At 35.3% G+C, this 17491-nt stretch carries 22 protein-coding genes and 1 riboswitch; of the genes, 8 read left to right on the top strand and 14 right to left on the bottom strand.

Annotation, left to right across the window (positions count from 1 at the left end; translation table 11 throughout):
* Positions 1-38: 38 nt before the first annotated feature.
* Positions 39-236 (bottom strand): cold-shock protein, encoded by a 198-nt coding sequence (locus tag D2K40_RS09575; protein ID WP_117155388.1) that lies wholly within the window; start codon positions 234-236, stop codon positions 39-41.
* 304 nt (positions 237-540) lie between these two features.
* On the opposite strand from D2K40_RS09575, the gene trhO reads away from it, so the two are divergent.
* The 5 genes from trhO (at position 541) to D2K40_RS09550 (ending at position 5225) form a co-directional block, all read left to right on the top strand.
* Positions 541-1515 carry an oxygen-dependent tRNA uridine(34) hydroxylase TrhO gene (trhO, locus tag D2K40_RS09570; RefSeq protein ID WP_117155386.1) on the top strand — a complete coding sequence of 325 codons (975 nt, stop codon included), beginning with the start codon at positions 541-543 and terminating at the stop codon, positions 1513-1515.
* Between the two features lie 212 nt (positions 1516-1727).
* Complete coding sequence (locus tag D2K40_RS09565; RefSeq protein WP_117155384.1) at positions 1728-2477, top strand: methionine ABC transporter ATP-binding protein; 750 nt, start codon at positions 1728-1730, stop codon at positions 2475-2477.
* Positions 2470-3132, top strand: coding sequence for a methionine ABC transporter permease (locus D2K40_RS09560; RefSeq protein WP_117155382.1), 663 nt, complete (start codon positions 2470-2472; stop codon positions 3130-3132). The genes D2K40_RS09565 and D2K40_RS09560 overlap by 8 nt, the downstream gene beginning before the upstream one ends.
* Before the next feature lie 13 nt (positions 3133-3145).
* Entirely contained in the window at positions 3146-3994 is an 849-nt protein-coding gene (locus tag D2K40_RS09555; RefSeq protein WP_117155380.1) for a MetQ/NlpA family ABC transporter substrate-binding protein, read from the top strand.
* Positions 3995-4751: 757 nt separating this feature from the next.
* A complete protein-coding gene (locus D2K40_RS09550; RefSeq protein ID WP_117155480.1) occupies positions 4752-5225 on the top strand; it encodes a glutathione peroxidase in 474 nt (157 codons plus the stop codon).
* A gap of 205 nt (positions 5226-5430) precedes the next feature.
* Here D2K40_RS09550 and D2K40_RS09545 read toward each other — a convergent pair whose 3' ends face one another.
* The 8 genes from D2K40_RS09545 to murB form a co-directional block, all read right to left on the bottom strand.
* Positions 5431-5751, bottom strand: a complete 321-nt coding sequence (locus tag D2K40_RS09545; RefSeq protein WP_117155377.1) for a DMT family transporter — start codon at positions 5749-5751, stop codon at positions 5431-5433.
* A gap of 15 nt (positions 5752-5766) precedes the next feature.
* Positions 5767-6330, bottom strand: a complete 564-nt coding sequence (locus D2K40_RS09540) for a TetR/AcrR family transcriptional regulator (RefSeq protein ID WP_117155375.1) — start codon at positions 6328-6330, stop codon at positions 5767-5769.
* Positions 6331-6483: 153 nt separating this feature from the next.
* Positions 6484-6951: a 6,7-dimethyl-8-ribityllumazine synthase gene (gene ribH, locus D2K40_RS09535; protein WP_117155373.1), complete on the bottom strand. Its 468-nt coding sequence runs from the start codon at positions 6949-6951 to the stop codon at positions 6484-6486.
* 12 nt (positions 6952-6963) lie between these two features.
* The gene (locus D2K40_RS09530) at positions 6964-8157 is read right to left on the bottom strand and encodes a bifunctional 3,4-dihydroxy-2-butanone-4-phosphate synthase/GTP cyclohydrolase II (protein WP_117155371.1); all 1194 of its coding nucleotides are present in this window, start codon (positions 8155-8157) and stop codon (positions 6964-6966) included.
* A gap of 12 nt (positions 8158-8169) precedes the next feature.
* Complete coding sequence (gene ribE, locus D2K40_RS09525) at positions 8170-8823, bottom strand: riboflavin synthase (RefSeq protein ID WP_117155369.1); 654 nt, start codon at positions 8821-8823, stop codon at positions 8170-8172.
* Positions 8824-9912, bottom strand: coding sequence for a bifunctional diaminohydroxyphosphoribosylaminopyrimidine deaminase/5-amino-6-(5-phosphoribosylamino)uracil reductase RibD (ribD, locus tag D2K40_RS09520; protein ID WP_117155367.1), 1089 nt, complete (start codon positions 9910-9912; stop codon positions 8824-8826).
* Between the two features lie 151 nt (positions 9913-10063).
* A riboswitch (FMN riboswitch) is annotated at positions 10064-10213 on the bottom strand.
* A 93-nt stretch (positions 10214-10306) separates the two neighbouring features.
* The gene (locus D2K40_RS09515) at positions 10307-10888 is read right to left on the bottom strand and encodes a VanZ family protein (RefSeq protein WP_162879187.1); all 582 of its coding nucleotides are present in this window, start codon (positions 10886-10888) and stop codon (positions 10307-10309) included.
* Between the two features lie 121 nt (positions 10889-11009).
* Positions 11010-11936, bottom strand: coding sequence for a UDP-N-acetylmuramate dehydrogenase (gene murB, locus D2K40_RS09510; protein ID WP_117155478.1), 927 nt, complete (start codon positions 11934-11936; stop codon positions 11010-11012).
* Positions 11937-12150: 214 nt separating this feature from the next.
* Between murB and D2K40_RS09505 the strand changes: the two genes are divergently transcribed.
* The 3 genes from D2K40_RS09505 (at position 12151) to D2K40_RS09495 (ending at position 13213) form a co-directional block, all read left to right on the top strand.
* The gene (locus D2K40_RS09505) at positions 12151-12576 is read left to right on the top strand and encodes a BsuPI-related putative proteinase inhibitor (protein ID WP_117155363.1); all 426 of its coding nucleotides are present in this window, start codon (positions 12151-12153) and stop codon (positions 12574-12576) included.
* Between the two features lie 111 nt (positions 12577-12687).
* Complete coding sequence (locus tag D2K40_RS09500; protein ID WP_117155361.1) at positions 12688-12885, top strand: DUF2281 domain-containing protein; 198 nt, start codon at positions 12688-12690, stop codon at positions 12883-12885.
* Positions 12875-13213: a type II toxin-antitoxin system PemK/MazF family toxin gene (locus D2K40_RS09495; RefSeq protein ID WP_229666697.1), complete on the top strand. Its 339-nt coding sequence runs from the start codon at positions 12875-12877 to the stop codon at positions 13211-13213. The genes D2K40_RS09500 and D2K40_RS09495 overlap by 11 nt, the downstream gene beginning before the upstream one ends.
* Positions 13214-13309: 96 nt before the next feature.
* On the opposite strand, the gene D2K40_RS09490 is transcribed toward D2K40_RS09495, so the two are convergent.
* The 5 genes from D2K40_RS09490 to D2K40_RS09470 form a co-directional block, all read right to left on the bottom strand.
* Positions 13310-13963 carry a TetR/AcrR family transcriptional regulator gene (locus D2K40_RS09490; protein WP_117155357.1) on the bottom strand — a complete coding sequence of 218 codons (654 nt, stop codon included), beginning with the start codon at positions 13961-13963 and terminating at the stop codon, positions 13310-13312.
* Between the two features lie 19 nt (positions 13964-13982).
* Positions 13983-14990: an ABC transporter permease gene (locus tag D2K40_RS09485; protein ID WP_117155355.1), complete on the bottom strand. Its 1008-nt coding sequence runs from the start codon at positions 14988-14990 to the stop codon at positions 13983-13985.
* A complete protein-coding gene (locus D2K40_RS09480) occupies positions 14987-15709 on the bottom strand; it encodes an ABC transporter ATP-binding protein (protein ID WP_117155353.1) in 723 nt (240 codons plus the stop codon). The genes D2K40_RS09485 and D2K40_RS09480 overlap by 4 nt, the downstream gene beginning before the upstream one ends.
* 278 nt (positions 15710-15987) lie before the next feature.
* Positions 15988-16698, bottom strand: a complete 711-nt coding sequence (locus D2K40_RS16640; protein WP_229666695.1) for a hypothetical protein — start codon at positions 16696-16698, stop codon at positions 15988-15990.
* Positions 16685-17197, bottom strand: a complete 513-nt coding sequence (locus tag D2K40_RS09470; protein ID WP_117155351.1) for an RNA polymerase sigma factor — start codon at positions 17195-17197, stop codon at positions 16685-16687. Before D2K40_RS09470 ends, D2K40_RS16640 begins: the two co-directional genes overlap by 14 nt.
* Positions 17198-17491 lie beyond the last annotated feature (294 nt).

Here is a 17491-nt window from a genome sequence, read left to right as displayed (position 1 = left end):
ATAATTTGTTCAGCTTAACTCTAGCTTCTCAAATCAAATTAAAGAGCCACAACATTTGCTGCTTGTGGTCCACGGTCACCTTCAACAACTTCAAATTCAACCGATTGGCCTTCATTAAGTGTTTTGAAGCCTTCACCTTCAATTGCTGAAAAGTGTACGAATACATCGTCGCCATTTTCTTGCTCAATGAATCCGAAACCTTTATCTGCGTTAAACCATTTTACTGTTCCAGTCATATTAATCGACCTCCTTACAATAGAAGTAAAAAGTAATTAAATAAAGCATATTACCTTTACATCGTTTATTGTGACAAGATCGTAAAGAAATATACCAAAAAATCGCTTCTACAATTCCAAATCTACTACGATTTCACAAAAAAATCAAACAATTACGTTGAAATTTAAGTCGTGTACTTTTTCAACTAAAAAGTTGCTAAAGTTACATTTATTTTGTATAATATGTGCTTGCAAGAGACAAGATAAAATACTTTCCCCTACACACACGTATCTTGCAAATACGAATGAATAGGTGGTTAAAACAATGGAAAACAAAAATTATCAGGTATTGTTGTACTACAATTATGTACACATCGAAGACCCTGAAACTTATGCCAAAGAACATTTAAATTTATGTAACTCACTTGAATTAAAAGGTCGGATTTTAGTAGCTGAAGAAGGAATGAACGGAACTGTTTCTGGAACAATTGAAGCAACTAACAAATATATGGAAGCAATGCACAACGATCCACGCTTTGCTGACATGATGTTTAAAATTGATGCAGCTGAGGGTCATGCATTCAAAAAAATGCACGTTCGTCCTCGACCAGAACTTGTAACATTACGTTTGGAAGATGATATTAACCCTAGAGAAACGACTGGTAATTATCTATCACCAAAAGAATTTTATGAAGCAATGCGTGATGAGAATACTGTAGTAATTGATGCACGTAACGACTATGAATATGATCTTGGTCATTTTCGTGGAGCGGTTCGCCCAGATATTCATACTTTCCGCGAACTTCCAGAGTGGATTGAAGAAAATAAAGAGCAACTTGAAGGTAAGCGTGTATTAACTTATTGTACTGGTGGTATCCGTTGTGAAAAATTCTCCGGTTGGTTAGTTGAAAAAGGTTTTGAAAATGTCAACCAACTTCACGGTGGAATTGCAACTTACGGTAAAGATCCAGAGGTTCAAGGCGAACTATGGGATGGCCAAATGTACGTATTTGACGAGCGTATTAGCGTTCCGATTAATCAGAAAGAACATGTCATCGTTGGAAGAGACTACTTTGATGGCGAGCCTTGTGAGCGCTATGTGAATTGTGCTAATCCAGTATGTAATAAGCAAATTCTTTGCTCAGAAGAAAATGAGCATAAATATATGCGCGGTTGTACGCACGAATGTCGCGTTTCACCACGAAATATGTATGTAAAAGAACATGATCTTTCTCAAGAAGAAATTAATGCAAGATTAGAGCAGAGTGAAAAAGAAGAAGGCGCAACAAACGTAGTTTAATATAACTTTGCCGGTTCAAACATTTTGTTGGACCGGTTTTTTCATTAAATATGAAATAGTATTTATACTATAAATTTAATAATTGATTAATTCTAAAATAAGAATATCTAAAATTTTTATAATCTTCAGATCTTTGTATTAGACTCCCTCATTAATATAAGTTATAATAATTTTGTTCTGAATCACCTTTCACTCAAGGAAGGGGTTTTTTTATGATTATTTTACATAATGTCAGCAAACAGTTTGGATCGTTTGAAGCCATTCAGTCAGTATCGTTACGGATTGAGTCGGGCGAAATCCATGGTATCATTGGCGCGAGTGGTGCAGGGAAATCAACATTAGTACGTATGATGAACTTGATCGAGCAACCTGATGAGGGAGAAGTGATCATCGATGGTGAAACGCTAAACCTTTTAAAAGGCAAGCGAATTCGTCAAATACGTCAATCGCTAGCGATGATTTTTCAAGGGCATCATTTACTCAGCAATAAAACGGTTTTTGATAATGTCGTTGTGGCTTTACAATTAGCTAAAGTTCCGAGAAAGCAGCGAGCAGATAAGGTAATGGAGAGCTTGCGGTTTGTCGGACTTGATAAGTTAAAAGATCAGTACCCGGGGCAGCTTAGTGGCGGACAAAAACAACGCGTTGCAATTGCGCGCGCGATTGTTAACCAGCCTAAAGTGTTGCTATGTGACGAACCAACATCATCACTTGATCCGAATACGACAGCGGAAGTGCTTGAAGTATTACAGCGGATCAACCAGGAATTTGGTGTCACCATTGTCATTGTTAGTCATGAAATGGAAGTTATTCAAAGCGTTTGTGAACGCGTGACGGTGATGGCAGATGGGCAAGTCTACCAAGAGATCGAAATTGAACCGACAGGTATACACAAAATGGAACATAGCGTCGACGGAATTATTAAACGGTTAAAATCAGGTGGTGATCTCAACCATGCCTGAGGTATTACTTGAGTATCAATCAGAAATTTGGTTGTCGATTGGTGAAACATTTATTATGGTAGGATTTTCGATCCTAGCGGCATTGTTGATTGGGCTTCCAGTTGGGACCTTTTTATTTTTGTGTCGCAAAGGGCAATTGCTTGAAAATCAAGTCGTCTTTTCATCGTTGAACTTAATCGTAAACATTATTCGTTCATTTCCATTCTTGTTACTCGTTATCTTTTTGATTCCGTTCACCCGTTTTATTATTGGAACAGCAATTGGTACAGCAGCTGCGACCGTCCCAATGACCATTATCGCGATCGCGCATTATTCTCGCCTTGCCGAGCAATCGCTTCTAGATGTCCCTAAAGGTGTGATGGAAGCTGCTGTTTCGATGGGTGCGTCAGTTAAAGATATTATATTCAAATTCTTGTACGTTGAAGCACGATCAGCACTCGTCTTAAGCATGACGACATCAACGATTAGTTTTATATCTTACTCAACTATTATGGGTGTCGTCGGCGGTGGTGGCATTGGTGACTTTGCCATCCGTTATGGTTACCTACAATTTCGCACCGATTTGATGATTTATATTATCATTATAATGGTTATATTTGTTCAAATCATTCAATATGCCGGCATTACATTAGCAAGAAAAATAGATAAACGATAAGGGGAGATTACTAATGAAAAAATGGCTTATGATTATGATGTTAGCCTTAGTATCTGTGCTGGTCGCATGTAGCGATAGCAATGATAGTGAGAATACAGAAGATTCAAGTGACGATCAAAATAATGAAGAAAATACACAGCAAACAATACGCGTTGCTGTCGTGGAATCACCTATGTTAGATGTTGTTGAAATTGCAAAAGAAAATCTCGCTGAAGACAATATTGAAGTAGAAATCGTTGAAATGGGTGACTATATTCAACCAAACGAAGCACTAGCAAACAATGAGGTTGATGCCAACTTCTCACAACATGTTCCATTTATGAATCAGTTCAACGAAAACTCTGGTGCAGATGCGACATTAACAGAGATTCAGCCGATTTATTATGCTAATTTCGGCCTTTATGCTAAAGAATACGCGAGCGTCGAAGAGTTTCCTGATGATGCATCGATTGGTATTGCCAATGATCCATCTAACATAGACCGTTCCCTTCGTCTGTTAGCTTCACATGATTTAATTGAATTGAACGAAACAGAAAGCGGACAATATGGATTAGACGATATTAAAGAAGACTCACACAATTTTACTTTTGAGCAAGCAGGTATTGCTGCATTAACTCGTTTATATCAAGATGTGGATGGCGTGATCATTAACCCAACACACGCTGGTAACTTAGATTTAACGCCAGCTGACGATGCGCTTATTACCGAAAAAGAAGATAATAAATTCGCGATTACATTAGTCGCGCGTGAAGATAATGAGGATTCAGAATTGATCCAACAACTAGCTGATGCGATGACAAGCGAAGACGTTCGCGAGTTTTTAAATTCTCGTGAAGGCGGAGCTTCTATTCCCGCATTCTAAAGAAACGCAGATTGAAGCAATAAACGCAGTTTAATATTAATAACTTCGCCGGTTCAACTATTTTGTTGAACCGGTTTTTTGGGTGACACTTATGTGGAGTTTCAAAGTAATCACTATGAAAAGAAGAGCTATATTAAAATAAATCTGATGCTAGTATATTTCATTCATATAAATCCTTTATTGTTGTAGTATAATATCTTTGAAGACATTTCTGACAAACCATACATTAAAACTTGGATTAGCTTTGAGTGAGCAGGAATTAGTTAATTTACTAATATATCGGACTACTAAACACATTGAAAAGAATACCGACAAATATATTCACATGTTGGCCGTGTGGATATCAAAAATACTTTTATCAGAAACAAAAATTTTCGAATTCAGTTACTTTTAAATTGATTTCCTACAAATAAATATAGGGGGGCTAGACTTTCCTCGTGGACACTTGTCTATATTTAATGCTTGATCCCCTATTTTTCGAAAAATCGCAAAAAATAATGGAGCTTAATGTCTGATACCTCCACACAATATGAAAGTTCCATATACCATTTTAGATTTTATTTTTAAATTAAAGTAATTCCCCCCCAGTGTAATACACGTGGCCGGAGTCAAACCAATACTTCAGAGGAACTCCAAAAATATAAATCATTTACATTCACACCAAATAAAAACTCATATGTAAGACATATATTTTGACTTTGCCTTTGGCGATTGCTATGTTTTAAAGTAACAACTAAAGGGAGGCGAATGATGATTGATGACAGTATACAGTTATAAAGTGCAAACAATCGCTGGAGAAGATAAATCTTTATCCGATTACCAAGGAAAGGTATTACTAATTGTTAATACTGCAAGCAAATGTGGTTTAACTCCTCAGTATGAAGGGTTACAAAAGCTTTACGATAAATATAATGAAGATGGTTTTGAGATATTAGGATTTCCAAGTAATCAATTTATGAATCAAGAACCTGGAACAGATGATGATATTCAGGAATTTTGTCAATTAAATTATGGGGTTACTTTTCCGATGTTTAGTAAAATCGATGTAAATGGTAAGTCTGCACATCCTCTATTTCGCTACTTAACAAAAGAAGCTCCTGGTATGCTAACTGATCAGGTGAAATGGAATTTTACGAAGTTCCTCGTTGATAAAGATGGTAAAGTCATCAAACGCTTCGCACCTAAAACAGCTCCAGAAGAAATAGAAGAAGAAATTAAAGCTCTTCTATAGACTACAACTTTAATCACCGCGCTAAAGAAAACTAGGCAATCACCAAGCCTTACGGCGCCGGTGATTGCCCAGTTGCACTTATACTGATTTCCTAAAAATTTTTACTACGTTGGCTATTCACCCATGCTAAAATTTTATACTTTCCTATCAGTGTAAAATTAAAGTGGGAGCAACTGTTATATAAAACGGTTGCTCCCACTATTTATTAAGTCAGCTTTGGCATATTTAACAATGCTACACCTATAACAATCGCTGAAACACCTAACACTGTTTGCAGTGAAAAGGTCTCCTTCCAAAAAAGAACGCCAATCACAGCTGTTAATGCTGTTCCAACTCCAGCCCAAGTTGCGTAGGTGATACTTATCGGAAGTAATTTTAACGTTAAAGATAAAAAATAAAAAGAAATCCCATAACCAATAACTGTACCAATGACTGGTAACGCCCTAGTAAAACCTTCAGAGAGCTTCAACATGGACGCACCAAATATCTCTGTAATAATTGCCACCGCTAAAAAGATATATGCCATTTAGAAAACCTCCTCTTACTTCTTTCTGGGAATAATCCCAAATAAAAAGATATCAATAACTTCTGTTAATCCTTCTTCTACTGTTATATTATTTTGCTTGAAAAATCGCTGATCGAACGTCATTTGAAATGCGTCACGTAAAATCTTCATAATAATTGCTATATGATAATCTGTTACTAATTCTCCTTTGATGACAGCACCATTAATAAATTCTTCTAAATCGTTCCAATCTTCTTCTAATGAATCATGGACTGCCTGCCACTCTTCTGGATAGTAACGTTTCATTTCGTCTAAAACTGGACGATCGTATATTTGATAATATTCTGGCATAACAAGCATCAGCTGTTTTATCTTCTCCACAACTGACAGATGCTGATCTGAAAAAATCGCATTTGTTTTTTCATCTGTTTCTGTAATAACCTGCGTAACAATTGAATCAATAATCGCAGCTTTTGAATCAAAGTGAGCATAAATCGTCTTTTTACTTATCCCTATATTTTGTGCTATATCATCTAGTTTAAAGCGTAAACCAGTTACTTGGATTTCTTCTGCAACACTTTTTAAGATACGTCTTTTCATATAAAGAATCCTTTCTGTATAACAAGGAAACTTTGTTAGTTTTTTAAGTTTCCGCGTAAAATAATTCTACCTGATACTTTTTTCATTGTCAAATTAGCGCATATAAAAAACGACCCGTCAGATTCGACAGGCCGCTTCAATATTCAAATACATTTATTTTAACTCATTCAAAAGGTTTGCCATTTCAATTGCTGATACCGCCGCATCAGCACCTTTATTTCCAGCTTTAGTTCCTGCACGCTCAATTGCTTGTTCGATTGTCTCTGTTGTTAACACACCAAAGATTACAGGTAGATTAGATTCCATCGATACGCTAGAAACTCCTTTTGTAACTTCAGAACAAACATAATCAAAGTGTGGAGTTGATCCACGGATTACCGTTCCTAATGTGATGACAGCATCATATTTACCAGATGCAGCCATTTGCTTTGCTACTAACGGAATTTCAAATGCACCTGGCACCCATGCAATTGATACATTTTCTTCTTTAACGCCATGACGTCTTAACGTATCCTCTGCTCCACCTAGTAATTTACTTGTAATAAATTCGTTGAAGCGCCCTACAACAATACCAATTTTCAAATCTGTTCCTACTAAATTTCCTTCAAATGTTTTACCCATAATAAATTCCTCCTAGCCCTTTAAAAGGTGTCCTAATTTTGATTTTTTTGTTTGTAAATATTTTTCATTAGCTTGGTGTGCTGGAATCTGAATTGCTTTTCGCTCTACTACTTCTAATCCGTACTCTGTCATGCTTGATATCTTGCGCGGATTATTTGTTAAGATTGCAAGCTTTCCTATACCAATATCTCGTAAAATTTGTGCACTTACAGCGTAATCACGTAAGTCGTCTGGGAAGCCAAGTTGGTGATTTGCTTCAACAGTGTCATAGCCTTCTTCTTGTAGTTTATAAGCTTTCAACTTATTTAACAGTCCGATGCCTCTTCCTTCTTGTCGCATGTAGACAAGTACGCCTTTACCTGCTGCTTCAATTTGTTCTAATGCAAGTTCTAATTGCGGCCCACAATCACAGCGATGTGAACCAAATACATCACCAGTTAAACACTCTGAATGGACCCGAACAAGCGGGGTATCGTCTGGATTAATCTCACCTTTTACTAAAGCCAAATGTTCTTTACCTGTCCATTTTTCTGTATAAGCAACTAATTTGAAATCGCCATAGCTTGTTGGCAGTTCAATTTCTACTTCCTTTTCAACTAACTTATCATATCTTTTGCGATAGGCAATTAAATCTTGTATCGATATGATTGGCATGTTTTCTTTTTTCGCAATTTCTTGTAATGCAGGAAGACGCGCCATTGAACCATCTTCTAGCATAATTTCACAGATCACACCTGCTGGAGATGAACCAGCTAATCGTGCTAAATCCACAGCTGCTTCTGTGTGACCAGGTCGCTCTAAGACACCGGCATCCTTTGCTACTAACGGAAAGACATGCCCAGGGCGTTTGAAGTCAGGTGCAACAGATCGTTCATCAATTAACTTCTTAATCGTAAGTGAACGCTCATACGCACTAATCCCTGTCGTCGCATCTGCATGATCAACACTAACCGTAAAAGCAGTACCATGTGGATCTGTATTACGTGTGACCATGTCATCCAATCCTAATTTTGCTGTGATAGAGGGTGAAAGTGGAGTACATATTAAACCTCTACCCTCTTTTGCCATATAATTAATAACCTCTGGTGTTGCATGTTCAGCGAGGGCAACAAAGTCTCCTTCATTTTCGCGATCTTCATCATCGACAACAATAATGATTTTCCCAGCCTTCAAAGCCTCTAATGCTTCTGGTATTGTATTAAGCATTGTCTTTCACTCCTATCCGATAAATCCGTATTTTTGTAACTTATCTTTTGTTAATGTATCTGTCTTTGTTTCTGAAAATTTAGCACTTACTAGCCGCTCCATATATTTTGCAAGCATGTCATATTCCAGATTAACACGATCACCTTGCTGCTTTTCTCCCAAAATCGTTGCTTGTTGTGTTTCTGGGATTAAAGAAATAACAAAACTATCGTCTGTCACATCAAAAACAGTCAGTGAGGTACCATCTACAGTAATTGAGCCCTTTGGCATCACATAAGGCAGTCCCTCTTTATCAACCGTAATAGATAAATAACGAGCGTTAGCTTCTGTCCAAATACGATTAATTTCTCCCACAGTATCTACATGCCCTGAAACAAAGTGACCACCAAATCGACCATTGGCATGCATCGCACGTTCTAGATTAACTTGCATACCACTTTCAGCTTTTGCTAATGATGAATAACGAAAAGTTTCTGGCATTACATCGACTGAAAAGCTGTTTTGATCAAAACTAGTAACAGTCAGACAGACACCGTTGACTGAAATACTATCGCCAATCTTAACATCACTTAATACTGTCGCTGCACTAATCGAAAGCTTAAGACTATTCGCCTGTTTCTTAACAGATTTAATACTTCCTTTTTCTTCAACAATTCCAGTAAACATTTAATTCCCCTCCTGCTTTGGACGTGCAATCACTTTGATATCCGAACCGATTTGCTCGAGAGAGATTATTTCCAGATCCGTTGCTTCTGACATATTCTCTGGCGCAACTCCTCCAACAACAGGAATTGCATCATTTCCTGTTAATAGTTTTGGCGCAATGTACCAATGACATTCCTGAAATAATTTTTCTTTAACAAACGAGCCATGAACTGTACTACCACCTTCAACATATAACGACTGAATGCCTTGTACACCAATCGCAGCTAACACATCATTTAAATTTAATTTTTCGGTTTGTAATTGAATCAATTTAACATGCGGATGTTTGGCCTTGAAATTAGTCGTATCCGCATCTTTCCCACAAATAATCCATGTAGGTGCTTCATCATCGAAAATATTTGCATCCGGACTGAGTGATAAATTTGTATCTAAAATAATTCGAATCGGATTTTTTCCACCTTGGGGCAACCTAGTGGTCAATCTCGGATTATCATGCTTTACTGTATTACTTCCAACCATAATCGCATCATATATTGCACGTTGCTTGTGGACATCTTCTCTTGCCTTTTCTGCTGTAATCCATTTGCTATCGCCATTTGCTGTTGCTGTTTTGCCATCTATGGTCATTGCTGCTTTTAACGTAACAAAAGGACGTTTATGTTTCATGTAATAAAAGAAAGACCGATTTATTTCTAAAGCTTTTTCTTCTCTTAAACCAACTTCAACTTCAATACCTGCTTGCTCTAACTTTTTAATTCCTTTTCCTGCAACTTCAGGGTTTGGATCGACACAAGCAATGTAGACTTTTTTTACTTTTCGCTCCACAAGTAGATTGGCACATGGTGGTGTTTTACCGAAATGTGCACAAGGTTCTAATGTGACGTAAACATCGGCACCTTCCGCTTCTTCACCTGCCTGCTGTAATGCAATTACTTCGGCATGTGCTTCTCCTGCTCTTAAATGACTTCCCATTCCAAGTATTTTTCCATCTTTGACTACTACAGAACCAACTGAAGGATTAGGACTCGTTTGACCTATCGTAGATTCTGCAAGTGATAAAGCTAGATCCATATATGCTTCCTTCATCAAAAGTATCCACTCCTTTTAGCGGAAATACGAAAACCCCAGACCATAAAAATGATCTGGGGCTTTTTTGGATAGGCTAATATACTCCTATACAGAGTTATTAGCTCTGATAAGCGTTAGCAAATAAACGTATATTTTAAATACGTTCGTTTTTGTTTTCCTTTTCCCATCCAGACTTTCACTGTCGGCTTTGGAATCACACCAAATCCACCTTCACACAAAATGTGCTCCGGGTCACGGACTGAAGATATTACGTATATCTATCACCGTCGGTCGGGATTTACACCCTGCCCCAAAGGAATAACTATTCGATTGTTCATAGTTTAACATGATAGCAAAAAAAATGCACGTAAAAAAATTGGTTGTCTAAAAATATTCATATTTAGTGTTTCTTAATTTAACTTTTCCGATTAGAACTGCGGTTCTTCTTAAATCCATTTTCTACTGAAAAGCCAACTTTTTTACTGACCATTTTAATTAATAAAAACAAAAGATAACCTATTACAGCACCAAATGTATTAAAAACTAAATCATCGACTGTTCCATAGCGTGTTGGTGTAAAGATCGCTTGTGTAAATTCAATTGTTAAGGAAGATAGGAAGCCTATTAATACAATCACTAAAAAATGGCGGGTATGCTTAAACAATAGCGGTAAAAACAAACCGAGTGGAACAAACAACAAAATATTTCCGACTGAGTATAATAGTTGGAACTTTATATAGCCATCAGCCATATGAAGTAAGTTATAAAAAAGATGGGTATCAAAGTCAAGTGACCTTCCATCTGCTAGTGAATAGATGAAATAAAAAGGGCGAAGTGTCATATAAGCTACACCTAGTAGATAAATAAAAAACAAATGTGCGATTACTTCTCTAAAAACATTAAAATTTTGTCTATTTCTAATATAGTTATTTCCTCTAAACCATATCCAACTAAAGATTACAATTAAATATAGAATAAAAGGATCCAGTATTATCATTCTTATTTCCCCTCTGAGCATTCTTATTGATTACAGGATATTCTACTATATAAACAAGCATACCAAATCTCAAACGACTTGATATGCTTTATTTAAATTTTTCTATCAAAGTTATGAATATTTAGTTTGACTCTAATTCATCACCAATAATTCGAACTTCCCGTTCCAACTCCACACCAAACTTCTCTTTTACAGTTTGTTGAACCATTTCTATAACTGCAATATAATCTGATGCTGTTGCATTATTTCGATTTACAATAAAACCAGCATGTTTAGTTGAAACTTCTGCTCCACCAATGCCTTTACCTTGTAAATCACTATCTTGAATCAGTTTTCCAGCAAAATAACCTGGTGGCCGTTTGAACACACTACCACATGATGGGTATTCTAACGGCTGTTTCGATTCTCGTTTAAATGTTAAATTATCCATCTCTGCTTTAATCTCATCTGTGTTACCAGGCTGTAGCGCAAAATGTGCTTCTAACACGATATATCCTTTTTCAGGAATATTACTCGTTCGATAACCTAGATCTAATTTAGTTGCATCAAGTGTTTGTACTTCACCTGCTTGATTGACAACAACTGCCTTGTCTAAGCAATCCTTCACTTCTCCGCCATACGCACCAGCATTCATATATAAAGCTCCCCCAACCGTTCCAGGAATGCCACAAGCAAACTCTAAACCAGAAAGTTTTTCTTCTAACGCTCTTTCAGAAACATCTATGATTCGAGCGCCACTTTCAGCAATTAACTTGTTACCATCTCTACGAACCGCTGTAAAACGTTTAGGACTCATTACAATCCCACGAATACCACCATCACGCACAATTAAATTAGACCCGTTTCCTAACAAGGTAAAAGGGACTTGGGCTTGATTTGCAAAACGAACAATTTCTTGTACTTCCGCTACACTAGCCGGTGTGACAAAAAAATCCGCCGCTCCACCTAGTTGGGTATACGTATGATTTTTTATATATTCATCTACTAAAATATTATCTTCTGCTATTATCTTACTCAATTCTTGATAAATCGAATGGTTTTCCACGATTTTAATCATCCTTTAACTCTTTACGACTTGAATACAAATGACACAATCTAAATTATAGCAGGAGTTCAGTCGATTCGCCAATAAGGATTAAACAGTTCTTTTGCAGAAAAATGTCAAACTAATAAAAGTTATAAAAATACGCGTGAAACTTTTTAAAAGCGGGAACGTCTAAATTATAAAGGGAAATTTAAGCTGTAAAAGGAGTGGTATTAAGATGAAACATCTAATCAAAACTTTAATGTTCATGTTATTGGTTGGTTTATTAATCGGCTGTGGCACCTCAGATGACGGGGATAACGCTGATAGAGTGGTTCCAAGTTTAGTTGAGGTGGATGACAAAACATATGACTACAAAGTTAAAAATCAAACCGATCAAACAATCACATTAGAGTTTAACAGTAGCCAACGCTTTGACTATGCAATCTTCAACGATGAAGATGAGCAAGTTTATTTACACTCAGATGAAATGATGTATTCACAAGTGATTGGTGAAGAGGAATTAGAAGCGGGGGAAGAATTGGTGTATAGAATTGATTTAAGTGAAATTGACTTAGACCCAGGCGAGTATGTTCTGGAAGCATGGATGGTTCCAAACGGTGAAGAAAAATATAAAGTAAGTGAGAATTTTATTATAGAATAGACTAAAAGGTTAAATCAGTCATTTTGTGCTGATTTAACCTTTTTAAATTTTTATTTAAATGTTAATACATGCTATAATTGAAGAAAAATTAAAGAAAGAGGTGGACGCAATATGAACACAGCCAAAGAGCGTTTACTGAAGATTATTGACGAAATACCTGACCAAGAAGTGGATAAGATTTTAGACTTTGCTGAGCACCTAAAAATAAAAAGAGAAAAAAGATTAACCGAAGACTTAACAAAGGCTAGTGAAAGTAGTTTAGATTTTTGGGATAATGACATTGATGATGAGGTTTGGAATGATGTATAAGCAAGGTGATATCGTTTTATTACCTGTTCCGTTCAGTGATTTAACAAATAAAAAGCAGCGTCCTGTACTTGTTATTTCGAACGATAGCTATAATAAAAGGACTGACGATATCGTTGTGGTAGCTGTTACTTCACAATTAAGAAACCTTGATTATTCAGTGATAATTGAAACAAATGATTTAAACTTAGGTGAACTTAAAGTTACGTCAGCAATTCGGACTGACAAGGTTTACACATTATCCCAAAATATTATAAGGAAGAAATTCGCTGAAGTTAATACTGGAATTTTGGAAGAGGTACGAACAAAAATTAGTGAATTAATTAAATAACAAAATAAAAAAGGGCTGACTCGCCCAACAAAACTTTATAGCAAAACACCTTAGAATCTTAGGAAGTTAAGCATTTATCGTTTTCCCTAGTTAAAGTCAACTCTTTTGAATCCCATCCATAATCAAATCAATTACATGTTCTACTTCTACTTCTTCGTTAAATGTAGCATTTGTACTAAAAATGTATTGATGTAATATGAAACCAAGAACTGTTGTGATAATAAAGCGAATTGTGGTATCAATCGGAACAGACTTTATATGCCCCTTTTGTTGTAAGTCAACGATAAGCTCCTCTACCTTAGGATATACCTCTGATAAGAATGTACTTTTAAGAGCCTGTTGCATTTCAGTATGAAAGGCTATCTCCTGTAAAATAATTCGAATCATTGGTACATTTTTTTTAGCAAAGTCAATTCGATTATAAATAAATTCACGCAGAATATCTTCAAAACTATTATTTCCTTGCCCAAAAACATCCTCTACCACTTGTGAAGCAAAGTACGGAATTGCTAATTTCATTATTCCTGGCTTAACAATTGCTAATAACAATTCTTTTTTTGAAGCATAGTGGCGAAAAATTGTTCCTTCTGCAACACCAGCTTGCTTTGCAATTTCACTTGTAGAAGTTGCTGCATAACCTTTCTCAGCAAATATCTCAATTGCAGCTACAAGGATTGCTGCTTTCTTTTCAGTTAATTTAACTTCATCACCTTCTGATTCTAAAAGTTGCTTAATATATATTTTATCCATTAATTCAAACCTCACCTTTTTACTTACGAAATGACACTAATGTAACAAGATTTAACATAAAAAATAGTAAAGAGAATCCAAATAACATACTAATCTCAAAAAGAATATCCCCTATACTATTACCTTTTATCATAACTTCTATTAAAGCATTTGCACCATAATTAATTGGCATAACATTTCCAATCCACTCTACCCATGCAGGTGCATTGTCTATTGAAAATAATCCTGAGAAGAAGGCTTGAGGCACAATAACAATCGGGATGAATTGCATCATTTGAAATTCATTTTTAGCAAATGTTGATAGTAATGTACCAAGGGTTAATGCAGTCAACGCCAAAAGTAGTGTAATAAGAACAACTAATACTAACTGACCTTGTAATGGAACTCCTAATACATAGACACCGAACAATACCACGATAAAGGATTGTATGATAGCAAATATACCAAAACCAATTAGATAACCAATAATGATTTCCCAGCTTCTTATTGGCGTAGCAAATAATCGCTCCATTGTCCCTTGAGACTTTTCACGTAAAAATGAAATTCCCCCTACTAAAAATACAAAGAAAAAAGCGAAATAACCAATTAATACAGGACCAACATACTCAAATGTTGTATCTATTTCTGTATCGTAATATTTCTCAATCTCAACAGGAACCCCATTTTGATTAGTGGCTAGCGCTTGTTGTATCTGCATCATTACTGCTTGCTGATTACTAGGTTCACTATCATCTATTGTAATCTGTAATGCATTACTCTCAAACGCAATAATAGCATCAATCTCACCTTCACGTAGTGACTCATCAGGGTTATCAACTTCTATTAGTTGCATTTCCCCAGCTTCTAATTTTGTTATCATTTTTTCAGGTAGGTCAACCGTAGTAATAGCGATATTTCCTGACTCTTGATCTAACACAACCCAAGTTAAAATAAGGATCAATAAAGGTGCAAAGAATAATAAGGCTAGCGATCGTTTATCTCGAATAAACTGCTGTATAATGCGCATGATTATAGCTATTATTTTCATGAATTCACACCTCCGTAATAAAGAAACGCATCTTCAATAGTACGGGTATGTGTTTGATCCTTTAATTCTGTTGGCGAACCACTAGCCAGAACCCTTCCGTCTCGCAATAAACCAAGTTGATCACATTTTTCCGCTTCATCCATCACATGTGTCGTAACTATAATGGTAATACCTTTACGCTTCATTTCATTAAATTGATCCCAAACTTTGTTTCGAAGGACTGGATCTATTCCAACTGTCGGTTCATCTAGAATTAAAATACGAGGCTCATGTAACAATGCGATTGCTAATGACAGTCTTCTTTTCATACCACCTGAAAAGTTCTCAACTACCTTTTCTTTACTTTCGAATAGATCAACCTCATTCAAAACCTGATCAATTCGTTTTTTTCTATTAAGACGATCCATTCCGTATATTTTTGCGAAAAAGTCTAAATTTTCTTTTGCTGTTAATTCCTCATACAATGCATCTGCTTGTGCCATATAACCGATATCATTTAACTTTTTCAGTGATGGCATCTTTGTATTTTCTACATATATCTTGCCACTATTTGGCGTCAAGGCACCTATTATTGTTTTCACTAATGTTGTTTTCCCTGAACCTGATGGACCTAGTAACCCATAAATCTTTCCTTGTTCAATTTCTAAATCAACGTTAGATAATACTAACTCATTTCCAAAAGAATGACTTACTTTTTCTAATGTGATAATTGAAGTCATATGTTCACACCTTCCTAACAATGTGAGTGATTACTCACTTTATTATATCGCAATATGAGTAATTGTAAATACTTTTGAAAATATCCACATATCAATTTCCAATGATTGTATTAAAAGGAGCGTGTGGCGGAATCATTCGTTACATTACTTAAATTTATTCACTTTTAAAATCATAAATACAAAAACACTTGGATATTCAATATCCAAGTGTTTTTATTTTCTGCACTTTCTAACCATGAATCTTTAATATAGTCTACTAAAATGATTATTTTTTAACTTTATAGGTTTAATTCCTCTATTTTCTTGAACACTAAAGAATATGTTGCTTTTATGTGTTCTTCTGTCTTTTTATCGTTATATAAACCAAAACCTAAGCTTGTTTTATTATTATTTTCTGGCTTATATAATCCATTTATATAGGGTAAACCAGGTTCCCACTCCCAAGAATCACTATATCTTATATCTGTTGTAAAAGGAATGAAACTTTTAGAAGAAATAAAAAAATATGGGATACGAGAGTTTACATAAATATTTTTATATTGACTTGCAGATGCCTTTTCAAGATTTTCTTTCATAATAAAGACTGCATCATAAGAATTCATTTCCTCACTTGTCAATTCATCAAAAGAAATTTCTTTAAATTTAATCTGTTCTTCTCTAACTTCTGGTGGTTCACCAACCACTGCAATTCTCAGTGATTTACCATTATACAATTCAAATTCCATATGCGTTTCATTAGAATTTCCTTCATCTCCAAATGGTATAAAAGCAATAGAAAATAAAATTAATGCGGCTATTCCGACTACTCCTGCGGAAAAACGTTTCATTAAAGCGTTTCTTCTCTTCTTTAATTCATAATTTCTTGAGAACTTCATAAGGTTATCATTTATATTACGTTGCTTATTTGTATTAAACTCTTTTTCATAATCCGGTTCAGGGAGCGACTGTATTTCATCGATTAATTTATTTAATCTCTCATTCTCTTTCATTATGAATTTCCTCCTTTTTAGTTTCCAAAGCTTTTAAGGCTCGATGATAAGTAATGCGAACTTTATTTTGATTCCAATTTAAAACGTCTGCTGTTTCAGGAACAGTCAATTCCTTTATTGCTCGAAAAATTATCACATCTTGATAATTGGATTTTAAAGATTTAATTACTTGATATAAAATTCGTTTATCTTCGTTTAAATTGAGCATTTCTTCTGGTGTTTTTTCCTCTTTCGGTTCAGTTTCTCCAAAAGGAAACACATTCTTCACTTTATTCCTTTTTCTTTTTCTGATCTCATCTATTCCAACGTTACGTGCAATAGAAAAGAGCCAAGTCTTTGGACTCGATTTTGCTTGATAGGAATCAAATCCTTTGATTGCTCGAATAAATACTTCTTGTACTAAATCTTCTATATCACCGGATCCAACATAATACAGTAATAAATGGTATATATCTTTGTTGTATTTAAAAAACCATTCGGAAATCTTGTCACTTATCATCCATTTCCCCTCCGTTAATTTACTCATTAATTAGTCGAACTAACTACCTGAAATATTTCAGTTCTATAATAAATTTATTTTTTCATTCAATATTTTTTTAAAGTATAAATTAAATTAGGCTGTTTTTTTTAATTTACAGCGCATCATCTATCAAGTCCGAGCGTTAATTCAGCGAAATTCTTAGTATTTCGGCAAAACTGACAGGTAATCCGGCAAATTTTAAAATTATTCGGCGAACTCAAGCAGTAATCCGGCAAAAAATAATTATTCGGCATTTGATGAATCAATTATCAA

Origin of the sequence: Paraliobacillus quinghaiensis (assembly GCF_003426025.1) — a bacterium.
GTDB lineage: Bacteria > Bacillota > Bacilli > Bacillales > Amphibacillaceae > Paraliobacillus_A > Paraliobacillus_A quinghaiensis.
Note: the sequence above shows the minus strand (reverse complement) of the source record. Positions and strands in the feature narration are given on the sequence as shown.

Bases quoted from the DNA above. Each gene is read 5' to 3' on its own strand.
- D2K40_RS09540 (WP_117155375.1), bottom strand. From the start codon at position 6,330: ATGAAAAGACGTATCTTAAAAAGTGTTGCAGAAGAAATCCAAGTAACT.
- D2K40_RS09515 (WP_162879187.1), bottom strand. From the start codon at position 10,888: ATGATAATACTGGATCCTTTTATTCTATATTTAATTGTAATCTTTAGT.
- ribH (WP_117155373.1), bottom strand. From the start codon at position 6,951: ATGGGTAAAACATTTGAAGGAAATTTAGTAGGAACAGATTTGAAAATT.
- D2K40_RS09550 (WP_117155480.1), top strand. From the start codon at position 4,752: ATGACAGTATACAGTTATAAAGTGCAAACAATCGCTGGAGAAGATAAA.
- D2K40_RS09470 (WP_117155351.1), bottom strand. From the start codon at position 17,197: ATGATAAGTGACAAGATTTCCGAATGGTTTTTTAAATACAACAAAGAT.
- D2K40_RS09480 (WP_117155353.1), bottom strand. From the start codon at position 15,709: ATGACTTCAATTATCACATTAGAAAAAGTAAGTCATTCTTTTGGAAAT.
- D2K40_RS09495 (WP_229666697.1), top strand. From the start codon at position 12,875: ATGATGTATAAGCAAGGTGATATCGTTTTATTACCTGTTCCGTTCAGT.
- trhO (WP_117155386.1), top strand. From the start codon at position 541: ATGGAAAACAAAAATTATCAGGTATTGTTGTACTACAATTATGTACAC.
- D2K40_RS09500 (WP_117155361.1), top strand. From the start codon at position 12,688: ATGAACACAGCCAAAGAGCGTTTACTGAAGATTATTGACGAAATACCT.
- D2K40_RS09505 (WP_117155363.1), top strand. From the start codon at position 12,151: ATGAAACATCTAATCAAAACTTTAATGTTCATGTTATTGGTTGGTTTA.
- D2K40_RS09485 (WP_117155355.1), bottom strand. From the start codon at position 14,990: ATGAAAATAATAGCTATAATCATGCGCATTATACAGCAGTTTATTCGA.
- D2K40_RS09565 (WP_117155384.1), top strand. From the start codon at position 1,728: ATGATTATTTTACATAATGTCAGCAAACAGTTTGGATCGTTTGAAGCC.
- D2K40_RS09490 (WP_117155357.1), bottom strand. From the start codon at position 13,963: ATGGATAAAATATATATTAAGCAACTTTTAGAATCAGAAGGTGATGAA.
- D2K40_RS09555 (WP_117155380.1), top strand. From the start codon at position 3,146: ATGAAAAAATGGCTTATGATTATGATGTTAGCCTTAGTATCTGTGCTG.
- D2K40_RS09545 (WP_117155377.1), bottom strand. From the start codon at position 5,751: ATGGCATATATCTTTTTAGCGGTGGCAATTATTACAGAGATATTTGGT.
- D2K40_RS09575 (WP_117155388.1), bottom strand. From the start codon at position 236: ATGACTGGAACAGTAAAATGGTTTAACGCAGATAAAGGTTTCGGATTC.
- ribE (WP_117155369.1), bottom strand. From the start codon at position 8,823: ATGTTTACTGGAATTGTTGAAGAAAAAGGAAGTATTAAATCTGTTAAG.
- D2K40_RS09560 (WP_117155382.1), top strand. From the start codon at position 2,470: ATGCCTGAGGTATTACTTGAGTATCAATCAGAAATTTGGTTGTCGATT.
- D2K40_RS16640 (WP_229666695.1), bottom strand. From the start codon at position 16,698: ATGAAAGAGAATGAGAGATTAAATAAATTAATCGATGAAATACAGTCG.
- D2K40_RS09530 (WP_117155371.1), bottom strand. From the start codon at position 8,157: ATGCTTAATACAATACCAGAAGCATTAGAGGCTTTGAAGGCTGGGAAA.